Here is a 15,009-nt window from a genome sequence, read left to right as displayed (position 1 = left end):
GACACACGGACAACGGGGTGGAAAGGGTGGCCGGCTTTGGTGAGGATCGACGATTGGTACCTGGACCGTGCGCACCGGCGCGAGGTGAGGTCAAAATACGGCCCTGGCGACGACATCCCGGATCCGGATGTTTTCGGAGAGTCATCGGCGCAAGGGTGGATCGTCCTGGGAAGCGGGCGGCTACGGCACAAGCATCCGGCCCCGGCGCCTGAAGCTCCGCGCAAACTGCCACGCGCTGGTGCCTGCAGGGGCTCGGGAGTGTGCCGGGGGAACTCAACGTCCCAATTCCTACATCGTCAGCCTCACACAGCGACGAAGAGCCGTCCGACTTGCAAGACCTCGACTTTGCCGGGACCCTGCACCCTCAGAGTAGGGAAGCCGGGCGCGGCACGCTAAGCCGGCTCAAGCAGGGAAGGTCCGCTCCAGGAACTCCAGCGTCAGCGCCCAAGCCGCCGCGGCAGGCTCAGGCTGATGAAACATCGGCGCCACGTGGTTGTGGAACGCGTGTCCCGCCCCCTCGTGAATGTGGATCTCCGCGCCCTCATGACCGGCGACAGCGGCTTCCAGTCGACGCACACCCTCGACGGGGATGTAGGGATCGGCCCCGCCGAACTGGAACTGGATCGGGCAGGTGATCCTGTCCAGCAAGGGAAGCTGCTCCGGCACCCGGGATCCGTAGTACGAAACGGCGACGTCCGGGTCGCCCTCGGCGGCGGCCGCGTAGGCCATCGAGCCGCCGAGGCAGAAACCGAAGACTCCCGCGCGGCCATCGGTTTCGGGCAGGGAACGCAGCGTCGCCAGTGTCGCGAGTACGTCGGTGACCGCGCGTGGCGGGTCGAGTTCGCCGGCGACCGCCATCGACGCCGAGACCCCGGCTTCATCGTGGGTGGCCGACCAGGCGGGGGCGATCCGCCAGAACAGTTCGGGCACGGCGACGACGTAGCCGAGTGCGGCCAGGTCGGCGGCGACGGACTTGAGGTAGTCGTCGAGACCGAAGATCTCCTGGATCAGCACCAGTCCCGGGCCGGAGCCGGATTCGGGCAGCCAGAGCGGGGCGTCGAACGAGCCGTCGTCGACGGTCACTTTCGTCATCGGGTTCCTTCCAGTGCGTGCACGAGGCAGTCCGTCACCAGGGCGGCCTGCGTGCCGTCGGGGTCGAGGTCGGGATCGAAGATGGTCAGCTCCAGTCCGACCGCGCCGGGGATCGCGAGCAGACCGCGGAGAAGTTCGACGAGCTTGTCCGGGCTGAGCCCGCCGGGGTCGGGACTGTCCACAGCGGACACGAACTCCGGGTCGAGGGTGTCGATGTCGATGTGGATCCAAAAACCTTCCAGTGGCGCGAAAATCTCACGGGCGGCGGCGAGCGCGCCGTCGGTGCCGGAAGCCATGATCTCCTGGCTGGTCACGATGCGAAGCCCGGCATCCCGCGCCTCGGCGGACTCCTCCGCGCGTACGCCGAGCACGAGGACGTCTTCGTCACGGACGTAGGGTCCCAATCCGTCCACATCGGCCAGTTCCGGAGCGCCGCGACCGGTCACGACGGCCAGGGCCTCGCCACCGACGGAGGCGACGTGATCGGAGTTGCCGACGTGCCGGAAGTCGTCATGCCCGTCGAAGTAGACGATGCCGAAGCGGCCTTCGCGACGCAGGGTCAGCATCGCGGCGAGCGCGATGGAGCAGTCGCCGCCGAGCACGACCGGGAAACCACCGTCCGCGCGGATCTTCGCGATCCGCCCGGCGAGGGCCGCCGTGTAGTCCGCGATACCGGCCGCGTTGCGGACGCCACCGTCCGGGGACCAGTCCGGCAGATAGCGCGGCGGAGTGACCACGCCGCCGTCGGTCGCGCCCAGACGGGTGAGCAGTCCGTGATCACGCAGCGCGCCCGGTGCCTTGTAGCAGCCCGGAACCACGCCTTCGGCGGGTGGCCGCAGCCCGAGGTTGGACGGCGCGTCCAGCAGTACGAAATTCCCCATGCCCACACCGTAGTAGTCGCGCCGTCCGTCCCTTCAGGTCGAAGAGATACGGAGGAGGCTCAATGGCGGAGCGGACGAAGTACCCCTTCCCCTGATCGCAATTCGTCCTCTAGTTGCGGTACTTGCACACGCATCTACCGCAACTAGAGGACGAAACGCGGGAGGAGGTCAGCCGGTCACCTGGTAGCCGGAGGTCCGGTTCCGCCCGGTGTTCTTCGCCTCGTACAGCGCCTGGTCCGCGACGGCGATCACCGCGTCGAGGTCGGTCACGCCCGGCCGGTCGGCGAGGCCGATCGACACGGTGACGTGCTCCGGCAGACCATCGGCACGCGAAGCCACACTCGACCGGATCCGCTCCGCGATCGCGTGCGCGTGCACCGCGGGCGTACCGGGCAGCAGGACGACGAACTCCTCACCGCCGAACCGCCCGACCAGATCGGTGCCGCGCACCTCGGTGCGCAGCGTTTCCGCGATGGCGGCGAGGTACCGGTCGCCGACCAGATGCCCGTGCCGGTCGTTGATCAGTTTGAACCGGTCGACGTCGAGCATCAGCAGGCTGGTGTGCCGTCCCGCGCGACGCGCGCGGTCGAGTTCGTCGGCCGCGGCCTCCCGCCACGCCTTGGCGTTGAGCAGCCCGGTCTTGGCGTCGTTGCGCGCCTGCCGTTTCAGTTGCCGCAGCAGCACCCCGCGGTGCAGCACCAGCGTGATCCCGACGACCAGCAGCAGCACCACCGGCCAGTCCCGCAGCGCCCACGCCACGATGACGCCGAGCGCGATCGTCGCCGCCTCGAGCGCGTACTCGAACGGCTTCGCGAGCGCGTCGCGCAGCTGGTCGTGCGGGGTGCCGTAGTACACCGCGATGGTCATCAGCACGGTGTTGACCAGCAGGAACACCCCGCCTGCCGCGATGACCAGCCCGAACGACCGGACGTCGCGGGGGAGGACGTCGAACGGGACGGCGTACCGGTCGAGGAACGTGGCGGCCGCGAAGCCGGAGAGCACGGTGGCCGACGCGGAGAACGTCCGCCGGAACAGCGGGTTCGGCTGGCCGCGGAACCAGCGGTAGAAGAACGACACGGCGATGACGAGCGCGGCGAGCGTGGGGTGTGTCAGCAGGACCGCGGCGAAGGTCCATACGCTGTCCAGTGAAATGTGCGGCGTCCCCGCGAAACGTTCCCGAACTCGCTCTACAGGGCGTGACAACTCCGTGTACAGCACGGCGCTGGTGATCAGGATCGCGAAGGGGACCGCGTCACCCGGAGTGACCGGGACGCGAACAAAAGACCAGGCGGATCCGACGATCGCCGCGACGTCCACCAGAAGGACGAAGCCGATCAAACCGCGGTGGGGTAGCCGCCACAGCGCCCAATTCGTTAGCGCCACGGTGACGAACGTAATCGGTTGGATACTCGGTGTCACTACGCTGTATGGGTAGGCGTGGGTGCACCACGCGTGACCGGGATCGAGATCAAGAGGGGGTGAGCTCCATGCGCGGGCAGAACTGGTGAATACCCGGTTCCGGTCAAAGGGGGTGAAGCGGGGCCACGTGGCGCCATGCCCGGGTGGCCGGAACAGCCACTACGAGACCGGCGAGTGCGATGACCGAGACCGTCGTCGCGGGTGAACCGAGTACGCCGACGAGCAGGCCGCCGGCGATCAGCCCGATTCCCTGCACGGCGATGAGTCCCGACCCGGCGAGGCCGAAGGCCTGGCCTCGTTCGGTGTCGGGTACCAACCGCATGAACGTGGTGCTCGCGGTGACCTGGTAGGCCGCGCACATCCCGGACAGCACGAGCAGTCCGGCGGCGTAGGGGAGCGAGGGCCGGAACCAGAACGCCGCGAGCGGCACGATCGCGCCGAGCGCCAGCGTCCCGACCAGCCGCAGCCGGACTTCCGGCCGGACCAGGCGGCCCAGCACGAACACCCCGAGCACGATCCCCGCCGGATGCGCCGCGAGCAGCAGCCCCGCCGTCACCGCACCGCCGCCGATCTCCGCGGCGTAGGGCACGGCGAGCCCTTCCGGCACGATCACGAAACCCGCCAGCCACGCGAGGCCGACCAGCGCGCGCAACCGCCGGTCGTGCCAGATCGTGCGGGCACCCGCCGAGAGCCGCCGCAGGGTCGACGTCGCCGGTCCGCCGGAACCCGAAGCGGGCCGGGCGCGGACACCCAGCCGCAGGACGATCGCGGAGATCCCGAACGTCACCGCGTCCAGCGCGAGCCCGCGCCCCGGCCCGATCGCGGCGATGATCGCGCCGCCGAGGGCGAACCCGGCGAGCTGCCCGACCTGGTTGGTGATCTTCAGCAGGGACTGGCCGAGTACGTACTGGTCCCCGCTCAGCACCGACGGCAGGACGGCGGCCTGAGCGGCGGTGAACGGGGCGTTCGCCAACTGCACCACCACGAGTACGGCGGCGAGCACGGGCAACGGGATGCCGGGGATCGCGAGTACCGCGACCAGCATGGCCCGGACGACGTCGGAGCAGACCATCACCGCCCGTCGTGGGAACCGGTCGGCCAGCCCGCCGAGCAGTGGCCCGCCGACCAGGTCGGGCAGGTAGGTGAGCGCGTAGGTCAGCGCCGGCCAGGTCGCCGACTGGGTCCGCTGGAACACCAGTACCGACAGGGCGACCCTGGCCACCTGGTCGCCGAGGATCGACTGGAGTTCCGCGAACCAGATCGCCCGCAGTTCACCGACCGCGAGGATCTGCCGGAAGGTCGCCTTCGAGGTCACGAGGTGGCCACCCCCGTTCAGTCGGGTCGGCCACTCAGCGTACCTTCCCGGACGCGCTCGGTGAACGCGTCCGGGTGAAAATTACTCCGTACCGCAGGTGATCTTCGGCTGCGGGTTGTAGTGCACGTTCCGGGTGTGGCGCCGGACCTCGCGGCCGGACGCGGCGTCCTTGATGACCCGGGTGTCCGACGTGGTGAAGCCGGGCGCGCCGTTGCTGGGCTTGCAGTTCTCGGCGGGGCCGGGCTTCGTCGGCGGCTCGGACGGGTTGGTGCGGCCGCCCGGTATCGACTCGACGGTGTACTTCTTGGTGCCCCACAGCCGGATCGTGATGTCCGACGGCGACCAGATGGTCTGGATCGCGACGCCGGTGTCACCGTCGTTGGTGAACTTCAGGTCGATCACGCTGCCGCCGCCGTGGTTCTGGAACACGGTCGCCTCACGCGCGGCGGGGTACCGGCTGATGTAGTAGCTGTGTTCCTTGTGTTCGGTGTCCTTCATGCCGGCGAAGTACGAGGCGTTGTACAGCGTGGTCGCGAACTGCGAGATCCCGCCGCCGACCTCGCGGCCGGGCGCGCCGTCCTTGATGACACCGGCTTCGACGTAGCCCTGAGCCGCGCCACGCGGCCCGGTGAACCCGTTGAGGCTGAACGTCTCGTTCGGCTTCACGATGGCGCCGTTGACCTTCTGCGCCACGACCCGGATGTTCGTCCCCGAGTCCGAAGCGAAGCCGCCGGTCTTGAACTCGCTGACGACCTCCTTGATGCCGAGCTGGTTCGCCTGCTCGGTGGTCACCTTGGCCGGGGTCTTCTTGTAGGTCACCGGCAGCTCGCGGGGACCGGTGCGCTTGAGCACGTCGAGCACCGGTTTGAGGCTCGGCTCCCAGTCGACGACGTTGGCGTCCTCGGAGGGCTGGACGGTCGGCTTGCCGCCTTCGAAGACGATCTGCGCGTCCTTGCCCTCCTTCTCGGTGGACTTCAGCTGCGGGCCCGCGGCCTCGATGATCTTGTTGTTGTCCACCTTCGGGTTCAGCACGCCGCCGTCGGCGGGCTCGAAGGTCAGCGCGGTCGCGATGGCGTCGGGTTTCACGACGGCGTCCTTGCCATCGCCCTTGATCACCATCGGCGCGGCCACGGCGGGCTTCGCGACCTGTTCGAGGGCGGTGTTGACAGCCTCCGCGGAGACCTTGACCGGGGTCTGGGTGACCGCGAGCGTGAGCGGCTCACCGCTCGCCCAGCGGTCCAGGATCGTCTGCTTGGCGGCCTCGACGTCGAGCTTCTGCCCGGTCTTCGGCTCGACGGCGACCGGCTTGGCCTCCTCGAAGCGGATGGTGCCCTCGACGGGGTCGCGGTCGATCTTGTCGCGCAGGCCCGCCAGCGCGGAGGTGAGCTTCTCGTCCTCGGTGCGCGTGACGACCCCGACCTCGGTGGTGGAGAAGAACGACGCGACCCGCGTGAACGGGTTCAGCGGCTGGTCGCCCGCCTGGTCGAGGGTGGCGGGCCAGTCGAGGCGCAGGCCTGCCGTGTTCGGCGCCAGCGACTCCTCGGCGTCGCCCGCGACGACCTTCACCGGCCGGGTCAGGCGCGGCTCGATCGTTCCCTTGAGCTCCTTCTCGGCCGCGGCGCGGTCCATCCCGCCGACATCGACCCCGGCGACGGTGACGCCGCGGGGGACGCTGCCCTGGGAGACCAGCACGTCGAGGGCGTACGCGACGACCAGCAGGCCGAACACGCCGCCACCGATGAAGGCGGCCTTGCGGTAGCTGCGACGGCGTTTCGGTGGCGCGGGCTCCTGCGGCGTGGCAGACTCCGCGGCCCCGGGCGTGACGACCGGGAGAATGTCCGTCTGCTCGGCATGGGACTCGGGCCAGCGCGGTTCCTGCGGCAACACTCCACCCTCCACGGTCCGGCGAGTACGCCGGACGTCGTGATCGAACATCCGGGCCTTCCACGCGTTCCGGACGTAGGTTCAAGATACGGGGCGCGTTTTGTGGGCTTGCAACTCGCCCGGTTGGGCGATCGGGCCACTCCGTCGGGTGGTCACTGGGCGTCAGGTTCGTAACTTTCACTCTTTCTGGTGAGGAAATTGAAGTCCCAACCCGCGTCGGCTTGCGTGATGTGTTCGGAGTACGACGCGCCGTAACCTCTTTCGTGGCGCGGGGCGGGCGGTGTCCACTGTGCTCGCCGGTGTTGCAATTCCGCATCATCGACGTCGAGGCCGAGTTGTCGCGAAGGAACGTCCAAGGTGATCGGATCGCCATCGCGGACCAGCGCGAGCGGTCCGCCGACGTGTGTTTCCGGCGCGACGTGCAGCACGCGCCGTAACCGGGTGCCGCTCATGCGGGCGTCGGAGACCCGGACCAGGTCCCGGACCCCCTTGGCCGGCAGGTGATCGGGCAGCGGCAACATCCCGTACTCGGGCATCCCGTGGCCGCCGAGCGGGCCGGAACCGTGCCGCACCATGACGGAATCCTCGGTGCTGCCGAGCGCGCGGGATCGTTGACGCGTGCCTCCAAGTCCTTGTGATCGCCGAAAGCCACCGCTGGTCCAGTGTGGACGAGCAGGTTGCCCCGAAGCACCGCGACGCCTCCTTCGGTGAGGCCAGGGTTGTCGCGGGTACGGATGACGTCATCGTTGTGCACTCGCGCCATTCCCAGTGAATTGCCAAGGGTTTCGCCGGTAACGGTGACGCGATCGGTGTGCAGCAGGTCGGCCAGCCGGGAGAGCAGGCCGGGAAGTCCTCCCGCGTGAGAGAAGTGCTCCATCAGCCAGTCCCCGCCGGGCCGGATGTTCGCCAGCACCGGGGACCCGGCGCGCGATCATGTCGAAATCGTCGATGGACAGCGGGATCCGCCAGCGGCCGCCGAGCGCGGTGGTGATCGCCTCGGCGTACGCGCGCTCGTCGAGGATCTTCGTGATGGTGAGGGTCCTCCCACGCCAGGTCCGCCAACCGCGCTCCGCTCGCCGCGGCCATCCGGTGGTGCGCCGGGCAGTGTCAGCCCGAGCACTTCGGCGACCGACATCATCGTGGGGCGGTTCCCATCGTCGTACAGGTGCCGGGGGAGCGGGCGAGCCCACGCTCCAATTCGGACAGTTCCTCGCCGCCGATCATCCCGGCGCGCTTGTCGTCCCGGTACTTCCACAGGTCGGTGCCGCTGCCGAGCACCTCGGTCCGCCAGTGCCCACGCTCGCCGCGCCCATCAGGACCGCCGTCGATCGGGTAGGACCGCAGGATCTCCTCGGTCTCCATCGACAACAGGTTGCGGTAGAGCGTGGGTGTCGGTTTCTGGAAGGTCTCCGACAGCGTCGCGACCGGAACCAGGGGTTGATATCCCTCCAGGTGTTGAGGATGGCGATGACCGGTTTACCGAGGTGATCTTCCGGGTTATGCCGAGTTGCCTGCTCCGGCCCGGTGGCCGCGGAGTTCCTCAGGGTCTTTCATGAACCGAGTATGACATCTCATATATGATTACCCGATGTCATTGACCTTCAATCTGCCCGCTTCGCGCACCGAAGTGGTGCTCGAGGAGATTCGCCGCGGCATCCTCACCCGTGAGCTGAAGCCCGGTCAGCCGTTGGTCGAAGCCGAACTCGCGGCCCGGCTCGGGGTGTCGAAGACGCCCGTCCGGGAGGCGCTCAAGGTGCTGTCGAACTCGGGACTCGTGACCTTCAGCCCGTACAAGGGCGCGTCGGTGTGCGTGGTGGACGCGGAGCTGGCGAAGTCGGTCTACGACGTCCGCATGGTGCTGGAGCCCGAAGCCGTGCGCCGGTCGGTGGAACGCCGCTCGCCGGACCTGCTCGAAGACGCCACCGAACTGCTGAAAGAGGCGTCGGCGGCGATCTCGGACAAGGACCAGGTCGCGCTCAGCCTGCTCAACCGCCGGTTCCATCGCGCGCTCTACAGCGGCTGCGGCAACCCGCTGATGGTCTCGATGCTGGACGACCTCAAGGACCGCGCCGCGCTGATCAGCGCGGTCGGCTGGGAGACGAACCCCAGCTGGCGCAGGGAATGGAACGAGCACAAAGCGGTGCTGGCGGCGGCGAAGAAGGGGGATGCCGACGGCGCCGCCGGGTCGCTGCGTGCCCATATCGGCGACTTCCTGGCCCGGATCCTCGGGGCCATCGGGGACCGGTGATGCGCCTGCTGCTCATCGCCGACACGCATCTTCCGTCGCGCGCGAAGGCGCTGCCGGACCAGGTCTGGCGCGAGGTCGAAGCGGCGGACGTCGTCGTCCACGCCGGCGACTGGGTCGAGGCCGGCCTGCTCGACGAACTCGAGGCCAGGAGCAAGCGGCTCATCGGGGTCTACGGCAACAACGACGGGGCGGACCTGCGATCGCGGCTCCCCGAGATCGCGCGGGCCGAACTCGGCGGTGTCCGCCTGGCGGTCATCCACGAAACCGGCGGCAAGCAGGGGCGCGAGCGGCGCTGCGACGAACTCTTCCCCGAGACCGACGTCCTCGTCTTCGGGCACAGTCACATCCCGTGGGACACGGTCACACCGAAGGGGTTACGGCTGCTGAACCCGGGCTCGCCGACCGACCGGCGCCGTCAGCCGTTCTGCACGTATCAGACCGCGGAGATCCACGACGGCGAGTTGCGCGATGTCGCCCTGCATGAGCTGCCGTTACGCCGTTGACGGGGTAGACAGGTAGCCATGGAACCGGCGCAGGCGTTGAGGGAGATCGCGTTCCGGCTGGAGCGCGCCGGCGAGCCGACCTACCGGGTGCGGGCCTTCCGGCAGGCGGCCTCGGTGATCGCCAAGGTCAAGCTGGACGACCTGCGCAAACGTGCCGAGGCGGGCACGCTGACCGCCTTGCCGAACATCGGCAAGGCGACCGCGGCCGTGGTCGAGGACGTCCTCGCCGGGCGTCGTCCCGCGTACTTCGAGAAGATCGGCGAGCCGAAGCTGCCCGACGGCGGCTCGATGCGGGCGGCGTTGCGCGGCGACTGCCACACCCATTCGGACTGGTCCGACGGCGGGAGCCCGATCGACGAGATGGCCGAGGCCGCCCGCGCGCTGGGGCACGAATGGATGGTCCTGACCGACCATTCGCCGCGGCTGACCGTCGCCAACGGTCTTTCGCCCGAGCGGCTGCGGCGGCAGATGGACGTGGTCGCCGAACTGAACGAGACGATGGCGCCGTTCCGGATCTTGCACGGCATCGAGGTCGACATCCACCTCGACGGCACCCTCGATCAAGAGGAAGACCTGCTGGAGCGGCTGGATTTCGTCGTCGCGAGCGTGCATTCGAAACTGCGGATGCCCGCGAAGGAGATGACACCGAGGATGCTCGCGGCCGTCCAGCATCCGCGGGTCCGGGTGCTGGGGCACTGCACCGGGCGGCTGGTGATGGGGGCGCGGGGGAAGCGGCCCGAGTCGGAATTCGACGCCGAGGCGGTGTTCACCGCTTGCCGGGACAACGGGGTGGCCGTCGAGATCAACTCACGCCCCGAACGCCGTGACCCGCCGACGCGCCTGCTGAACCTGGCCGTGGACCTGGGCTGCGACTTCGCGATCGACAGCGACGCGCACGCGCCGGGGCAGCTGGACTGGCTGGTCTACGGCTGCGTGCGGGCCACCGAGCTGGGGATCGAGCCGGACCGGGTGATCAACACGCGGACCGCCGAAGACCTGCTGGCCTCGTGAGTGCTGATTCGGAACTCCGTGAAGGCCTCCTTACCTACTTTCAGGCAGGGTCCTGGCAAAGTCGCAGAGCTGGTCGGCCGGTCGTGAGTGGCGATTCGGGTTCTGCCCGACCCGTTTTGCCTACTGGCTGAAAACGGTGTCATCCTCCCCACCCCAGTCGATCAAGGTCGGAGGCCCTGCGCCGTCGGGCTGATTCACGTGGGTAAGCAACTACCGGTCCGCCCTGACCCGACTTACCCACTCACGACCGAAGGGTGGCTCAGACGTCAAGCGCGGCCGCCCCCCGGTGTCGCGAAAGCCACTTTCGCGACACCGAAACGGCAGTTGCGCGACTTTGCCGGAGCCCTGCTTTCAGGGTAGGTAAGGAGGCTTCACGACATGCGGGAGGTGCCGGCGGGCGAGTGGGTTCTGGGGACCGAATTCATCGAGCAGGTCGCCGGTGCCGGAGCGGAACCCGATGATGCCGACGGTGTACCCGCGTCCGTCCCGGCGAGGCGAACACGACACGAGGCGAAACAGCGAGGCGAGGACGGAGACCGCGCCGCAAAGGAAATATCAATGAAAGGTATCCCTTTGCGTAGAGAATTGTCTCTTTCTGTTATTGCTGGCAGGAAAAGCGTCAGCGGCGGTCGCCGGTGTAGACGACGGCGGCGCCCACCGCGTCCACACCCGAGATCAGATCGGCCAGCGCCCGCGGGAGTTCGCGGTGGGTGGCCTCGGCCCACGCTCGCAACCCGGCGCGGTCGAGCTCCGGTTCGCAGAGGTCGTCGAGACCGATGGTCCAGGCCAGCAGGGCGAGGCAGACCGAATGCGGATCCGGTCGTTCGGTGCCGAGCACGGCGGCCCTCGCCTTGCTGCGCGCGGCCGTCGACATCAGCAGATCCCGTGGCGGGTACCGGTGATTCTTCCGCACGAGCCCCCGGTCGGTCTCGTGGTTGATCACTCCCGCGGCGAGCAGATTGTCGGCGACTGTTTCCCCGAGATCCTGACGGAGGTGGTCGACCCATTCCCGGACGGTGTGCCACTCGCCTTCGCCGAGGATTTCCGAGAACACCCGATCCAGCGCGGGATGGGCGAGGCCACGCCGCGACAGCGGCCGGATTCGCTTGCGCTCCACGGTGATCCGCTCGGCGAGGAGGAGATCACAGAGCGCGGAGCCTGCCATTCCGATGCCGAGCCCCGTGCGGCGCAGCACGGGTTTTCCGGTGAACTCGTCGTGGGCGAGGAAGAACAGGGAATCGACCAAGGTCAGCCGACGCATGAATGGCACGCCCCCCCGGCGTTGTAGTGCGGGACGGCCAAAGTAGCGGTAGGCGGTGGACCACTGCGACCCGAGGTCCGTTTTTAGCCTGAACGGACGTATCTCACCGCCCTGCCCGGCCCTAAGGTTGGATGGCCTCTCAAGATCAAGAGCACGAACCGACCGTGTTCACCGCCATTCGACGTCCGGGGGGACGGGTCAATGGGTACGCACAGGCCGAGGCGTGTCCTCGGCCACCGGCGGCTCGGTGCCGCCCAGATCGTCTTCTTCGTCGTCGCCGCGGCGGGTCCGCTGTTCGCCATCGCGGGCGGTGTCCCGACGAACTACGCGGTCACCGGCAGTGTCGGTGTGCCGCTGTCGTTCCTCCTGCTCGCCCCGATACTGGGGCTGTTCGCGGTCGGGTACGCGGCGATGAGCCGCTACATCACCAACGCGGGCGCCTTCTATCCCTACGTCGCCAACGGTGTCGGCAAATCCACCGGCGCCGGGATCGCGTTCGTCACGCTGATCTCCTACAACGCCATCCAGATCAGCATCTACGGCCTGTTCGGCTGGTCGGTGTCGACCTGGCTGGGCACGCTCACCGGGTCCCCGCCGCCGTGGTGGCTGTGCGCGCTGGTGATGGTGCTGATCGTCGGCGCGCTCGGTGTGCTCCGGGTCGATCTCAACGCCAAGGTGCTCGGGGTCGCGCTGTGCCTCGAGGTCGCCGTCGTCGCGATCGTCGACATCGCGTTGTTCGCGAATCCCGCCGGTGGCAGTGTTTCCTTCGTGCCGCTGGAGCCGTCGAGCCTGTTCACCACCGGCGTGGGCGCGGTGTTCGCCTTCTCCGCCGCCGCGTTCGTCGGCTTCGAGGGCGCGGCGACCTACGGTGAGGAGACGCGCGAACCCAGCCGCACGGTCGGCAGGGCGACGTTCGCGGCGATCGGGCTCACGGCGGTGCTCTACGTCGTCTCGTCGCTCGCGCTGGCCGTGGGCACCGGACCCGACGTCATCGTGACCACCGCGGCCGCGCAGGGGCCGGACCTGCTGTTCACCCTGGCGGGCGAGCATCTGGGCGGCACGTTCTCCGACATCGCCTACACGCTCTTCGTGACCGGCCAGTGCGCGGCGCTGCTGAGCTTCCACAACGCCGTCGCGCGATATTTCTTCGCGCTGGGCAGGGAAGGACTGCTGCCGCACTCACTGGCCAAGACCAGCAAGCGCACCGGCGCGCCGGTGGCCGGTTCGGCCACGCAGACCGCGCTCGCGCTGGTCGTGGTGGCCGCGTTCGCGATCGCGGGCCGCGACCCGGTGACCGAACTGTTCACCTGGCTCGGTGCGACGGCGTCGACCGGCGTCGTGGTGATCATGATCGCCGTCTCGCTTTCGGTGATCGGCTTTTTCAAACGGCGCCGCCACGCCGAAAACGCATGGCGCCGCTGGATCGCGCCGGGGCTGGCGATGCTCGCGTTGTCGGCCGTTCTCGCGCTGATCCTGCTCAACTTCGACCTGTTGCTCGGCCCGGCGGGGACGTTCCTGTTGCGCTGGGGTCTGCCTGGCCTCATCGTCGTCGCGGCACTGGTGGGTTTCCTGCGCGCGGAAGTGCTGCGGACCAGGGATCCCGAGACGTACGCCGCGATCGGCGGCCCGCTCGAAGACGAGGGTGACCGACGCGAACCCGCCATGCTGAGGTCGGGGCGATGACCGTGCGCGCCGCCCACTGTCCTAAATGGACACGGACCGGCTTTCGCGGTCGAGGACCGGCCGCCGATGCGCTCGATCCGTGACAGATCTCTCGCCGATCTGTCTATAAAGGACTGGTAAAGTGGCAGCCAGATGACGACGAACCGTGCCCCCGCCCCACGGCACCGTTCCGTCTTCTTTCTGCTGATCTTGCTCGTTTTCGCCTTCGTCACGCCGACCGTCCCCCACGGTCATGGCGGCGTCGCGAAGGAAGATGACCCCGTCGCCGTCTTCGCGACCCATCCGCTGCCCGCCTTCCATGGTGGCCAAGCCGTTCCCCTCGCCGACGCGCCCGCCGAAACGGCGACCGTCGACCTCCCCGACGCCGGACTCGCCCCTGCGCAGGGTGTGCCCGTCGTCGTCAGCCGTGCGGTGCCTCAGGCCGCCGCGCGGGCACCTCCGCGCTGATCGGCGTCCCCATCCCGCATCAGCCACCATCGGAGGTCTCATGAGTTCCGGTCATGCCCTGCTGGCCGTCGGCGGGGCGTTCCTCGCCGCCGGTGTCATCGCCAGAGCGGGCGCCCGCATCGGGCTGCCCACGATCCCTTTGTTCATGCTGGCCGGTTTCGTCTTCGGCCCCAACACTCCTGGACTGTCCCTTGTGGACGATCCGAGTGAGCTCGGTGTGCTCGCCGGGCTCGGTCTCGTCTTCCTCCTGTTCTACCTCGGCCTCGAATTCTCCCTCGACGACCTGGCCAACGGGGGTCGCAAACTCGTCTGGTCCGGGCTGATCTACCTGATCCTCAACATCGGCGGCGGGCTCGCGTTCGGCTTCCTGCTGGGCTGGGGGACAAGGGAGGCGCTGGTCATCGCCGGCGCCATCGGGATCTCGTCGTCGGCGATCGTCACCAAACTCCTGGTCGAAGCACGCCGGATGACCAATCCCGAGTCCCGCCTGATCATGGGCATCATCGTGATCGAGGACCTGTTCCTCGCGCTGTACCTGGCGTTGCTGCAACCGGTGTTGTCCGGTGCCGGGAGTTTCGGCTCGGCCATGGCCGATTTCGGCAAGGCCTTCGGGTTCCTGATCGTGCTGGCCGCGCTCGCCCGCTGGGGCGGCCGCGTGGTTTCGAAGCTGTTCGGCTCGGCCGACGACGAACTGCTGACCGTCTGCTTCGTCGGTGTCGCCGTGATGGGCGCCGCCGTCGCCGAAGAGGTCGGGGTGTCCGACGCCATCGGCGCGTTCATGGTCGGCATGATGCTCGGCGGCTCGAAGGTCGCGCCACGCATCCACAAGCTGGTGCTCCCGCTGCGGGACGCGTTCGGCGCGCTGTTCTTCTTCATCTTCGGCCTCGGCATCGACCCGAACGCGGTCGGTTCGGTGGTCGTGCCGGTGCTGATCGCGGTGGCGCTGACGATCGCGGCGAACCTCGGCGCGGGCGCGCTGGCCGCGCGACTGCACGGATTCGGCCGCCAGGCCGGGGTGAACATCGGGCTGACCGTGCTCACGCGCGGCGAGTTCTCGCTGGTGCTCGCCGCGATGGCCACCGCGGCCGGGCTGGACTCGAGGGTCGCGCCGTTCGTCGCGGGCTATGTCCTGCTGCTGGCCGTGATCGGTCCAGTCGCGGTCATCCGCTCGGAGAGACTCACCTGGTTGCTACCGGCGAGTATCGTCCGGGGTACTTCGACCCGCGAAGGCCGCGAAGAGGTGGCACGGGCGACGTGACGAGGAG

General features: G+C 68.6%; 15 protein-coding genes and 1 pseudogene. 6 read left to right on the top strand and 10 right to left on the bottom strand.

The window, feature by feature from the left end:
• Positions 1-402: 402 nt before the first annotated feature.
• From ACM6LU_RS29530 to ACM6LU_RS29495, 8 genes and pseudogenes are all read right to left on the bottom strand, one after another.
• Complete coding sequence (locus ACM6LU_RS29530; protein ID WP_414941067.1) at positions 403-1,092, bottom strand: dienelactone hydrolase family protein; 690 nt, start codon at positions 1,090-1,092, stop codon at positions 403-405.
• Positions 1,089-1,973 carry an arginase family protein gene (locus ACM6LU_RS29525; protein ID WP_414941066.1) on the bottom strand — a complete coding sequence of 295 codons (885 nt, stop codon included), beginning with the start codon at positions 1,971-1,973 and terminating at the stop codon, positions 1,089-1,091. Before ACM6LU_RS29525 ends, ACM6LU_RS29530 begins: the two co-directional genes overlap by 4 nt.
• Before the next feature lie 168 nt (positions 1,974-2,141).
• On the bottom strand, positions 2,142-3,356 hold the full coding sequence (locus tag ACM6LU_RS29520) for a GGDEF domain-containing protein (RefSeq protein ID WP_414941064.1): 1,215 nt from the start codon (positions 3,354-3,356) through the stop codon (positions 2,142-2,144).
• A 139-nt stretch (positions 3,357-3,495) separates the two neighbouring features.
• On the bottom strand, positions 3,496-4,707 hold the full coding sequence (locus ACM6LU_RS29515; protein WP_414941063.1) for an MFS transporter: 1,212 nt from the start codon (positions 4,705-4,707) through the stop codon (positions 3,496-3,498).
• An 81-nt stretch (positions 4,708-4,788) separates the two neighbouring features.
• Positions 4,789-6,642, bottom strand: a complete 1,854-nt coding sequence (locus ACM6LU_RS29510; protein WP_414941062.1) for a VanW family protein — start codon at positions 6,640-6,642, stop codon at positions 4,789-4,791.
• A 101-nt stretch (positions 6,643-6,743) separates the two neighbouring features.
• Positions 6,744-7,166, bottom strand: a complete 423-nt coding sequence (locus ACM6LU_RS29505; RefSeq protein WP_414941061.1) for a dihydroxy-acid dehydratase — start codon at positions 7,164-7,166, stop codon at positions 6,744-6,746.
• Positions 7,167-7,318: 152 nt separating this feature from the next.
• Positions 7,319-7,468 (bottom strand): annotated as a pseudogene (locus ACM6LU_RS29500) (dihydroxy-acid dehydratase); the annotation flags it as partial.
• A 257-nt stretch (positions 7,469-7,725) separates the two neighbouring features.
• A complete protein-coding gene (locus ACM6LU_RS29495) occupies positions 7,726-7,953 on the bottom strand; it encodes a hypothetical protein (protein ID WP_414941060.1) in 228 nt (75 codons plus the stop codon).
• Positions 7,954-8,179: 226 nt separating this feature from the next.
• Here ACM6LU_RS29495 and ACM6LU_RS29490 point away from each other — a divergent pair, with 226 nt between their 5' ends.
• The 3 genes from ACM6LU_RS29490 to ACM6LU_RS29480 are packed head-to-tail and all read left to right on the top strand — an operon-like array spanning position 8,180 to position 10,353.
• Positions 8,180-8,839 carry a GntR family transcriptional regulator gene (locus tag ACM6LU_RS29490; protein WP_414941059.1) on the top strand — a complete coding sequence of 220 codons (660 nt, stop codon included), beginning with the start codon at positions 8,180-8,182 and terminating at the stop codon, positions 8,837-8,839.
• Positions 8,839-9,342 (top strand): metallophosphoesterase family protein, encoded by a 504-nt coding sequence (locus ACM6LU_RS29485; protein ID WP_414941058.1) that lies wholly within the window; start codon positions 8,839-8,841, stop codon positions 9,340-9,342. The genes ACM6LU_RS29490 and ACM6LU_RS29485 overlap by 1 nt, the downstream gene beginning before the upstream one ends.
• An 18-nt stretch (positions 9,343-9,360) precedes the next feature.
• Positions 9,361-10,353 (top strand): PHP domain-containing protein, encoded by a 993-nt coding sequence (locus ACM6LU_RS29480; RefSeq protein WP_414941057.1) that lies wholly within the window; start codon positions 9,361-9,363, stop codon positions 10,351-10,353.
• A gap of 351 nt (positions 10,354-10,704) precedes the next feature.
• Here the strand turns inward: ACM6LU_RS29480 and ACM6LU_RS29475 are convergent, their stop codons facing one another.
• Both ACM6LU_RS29475 and ACM6LU_RS29470 read right to left on the bottom strand, forming a co-directional pair.
• The gene (locus ACM6LU_RS29475; protein WP_414941056.1) at positions 10,705-10,860 is read right to left on the bottom strand and encodes a chitosanase; all 156 of its coding nucleotides are present in this window, start codon (positions 10,858-10,860) and stop codon (positions 10,705-10,707) included.
• A gap of 112 nt (positions 10,861-10,972) precedes the next feature.
• Complete coding sequence (locus tag ACM6LU_RS29470) at positions 10,973-11,614, bottom strand: GOLPH3/VPS74 family protein (protein ID WP_414941055.1); 642 nt, start codon at positions 11,612-11,614, stop codon at positions 10,973-10,975.
• Between the two features lie 201 nt (positions 11,615-11,815).
• Between ACM6LU_RS29470 and ACM6LU_RS29465 the strand changes: the two genes are divergently transcribed.
• The 3 genes from ACM6LU_RS29465 to ACM6LU_RS29455 all read left to right on the top strand — a co-directional run bounded on the left by ACM6LU_RS29465 (position 11,816) and on the right by ACM6LU_RS29455 (position 15,002).
• Positions 11,816-13,297, top strand: a complete 1,482-nt coding sequence (locus ACM6LU_RS29465) for an APC family permease (RefSeq protein WP_414941054.1) — start codon at positions 11,816-11,818, stop codon at positions 13,295-13,297.
• Between the two features lie 132 nt (positions 13,298-13,429).
• Complete coding sequence (locus ACM6LU_RS29460; protein ID WP_414941053.1) at positions 13,430-13,744, top strand: hypothetical protein; 315 nt, start codon at positions 13,430-13,432, stop codon at positions 13,742-13,744.
• Between the two features lie 40 nt (positions 13,745-13,784).
• A complete protein-coding gene (locus tag ACM6LU_RS29455; RefSeq protein ID WP_414941052.1) occupies positions 13,785-15,002 on the top strand; it encodes a cation:proton antiporter in 1,218 nt (405 codons plus the stop codon).
• Positions 15,003-15,009: the final 7 nt, after the last annotated feature.

Source organism: Amycolatopsis sp. cmx-11-51 (assembly GCF_047608665.1).
Taxonomy (GTDB): Bacteria; Actinomycetota; Actinomycetes; order Mycobacteriales; family Pseudonocardiaceae; genus Amycolatopsis.
Note: the sequence above shows the minus strand (reverse complement) of the source record. Positions and strands in the feature narration are given on the sequence as shown.

Excerpts from the sequence above, each read along its gene's own strand:
- ACM6LU_RS29490 (WP_414941059.1), top strand. The coding sequence starts at position 8,180 with ATGTCATTGACCTTCAATCTGCCCGCTTCGCGCACCGAAGTGGTGCTC.
- ACM6LU_RS29530 (WP_414941067.1), bottom strand. The coding sequence starts at position 1,092 with ATGACGAAAGTGACCGTCGACGACGGCTCGTTCGACGCCCCGCTCTGG.
- ACM6LU_RS29485 (WP_414941058.1), top strand. The coding sequence starts at position 8,839 with ATGCGCCTGCTGCTCATCGCCGACACGCATCTTCCGTCGCGCGCGAAG.
- ACM6LU_RS29505 (WP_414941061.1), bottom strand. The coding sequence starts at position 7,166 with ATGGTGCGGCACGGTTCCGGCCCGCTCGGCGGCCACGGGATGCCCGAG.
- ACM6LU_RS29460 (WP_414941053.1), top strand. The coding sequence starts at position 13,430 with ATGACGACGAACCGTGCCCCCGCCCCACGGCACCGTTCCGTCTTCTTT.
- ACM6LU_RS29465 (WP_414941054.1), top strand. The coding sequence starts at position 11,816 with ATGGGTACGCACAGGCCGAGGCGTGTCCTCGGCCACCGGCGGCTCGGT.
- ACM6LU_RS29480 (WP_414941057.1), top strand. The coding sequence starts at position 9,361 with ATGGAACCGGCGCAGGCGTTGAGGGAGATCGCGTTCCGGCTGGAGCGC.
- ACM6LU_RS29510 (WP_414941062.1), bottom strand. The coding sequence starts at position 6,642 with ATGTTCGATCACGACGTCCGGCGTACTCGCCGGACCGTGGAGGGTGGA.
- ACM6LU_RS29470 (WP_414941055.1), bottom strand. The coding sequence starts at position 11,614 with ATGCGTCGGCTGACCTTGGTCGATTCCCTGTTCTTCCTCGCCCACGAC.
- ACM6LU_RS29495 (WP_414941060.1), bottom strand. The coding sequence starts at position 7,953 with ATGGAGACCGAGGAGATCCTGCGGTCCTACCCGATCGACGGCGGTCCT.
- ACM6LU_RS29455 (WP_414941052.1), top strand. The coding sequence starts at position 13,785 with ATGAGTTCCGGTCATGCCCTGCTGGCCGTCGGCGGGGCGTTCCTCGCC.
- ACM6LU_RS29525 (WP_414941066.1), bottom strand. The coding sequence starts at position 1,973 with ATGGGGAATTTCGTACTGCTGGACGCGCCGTCCAACCTCGGGCTGCGG.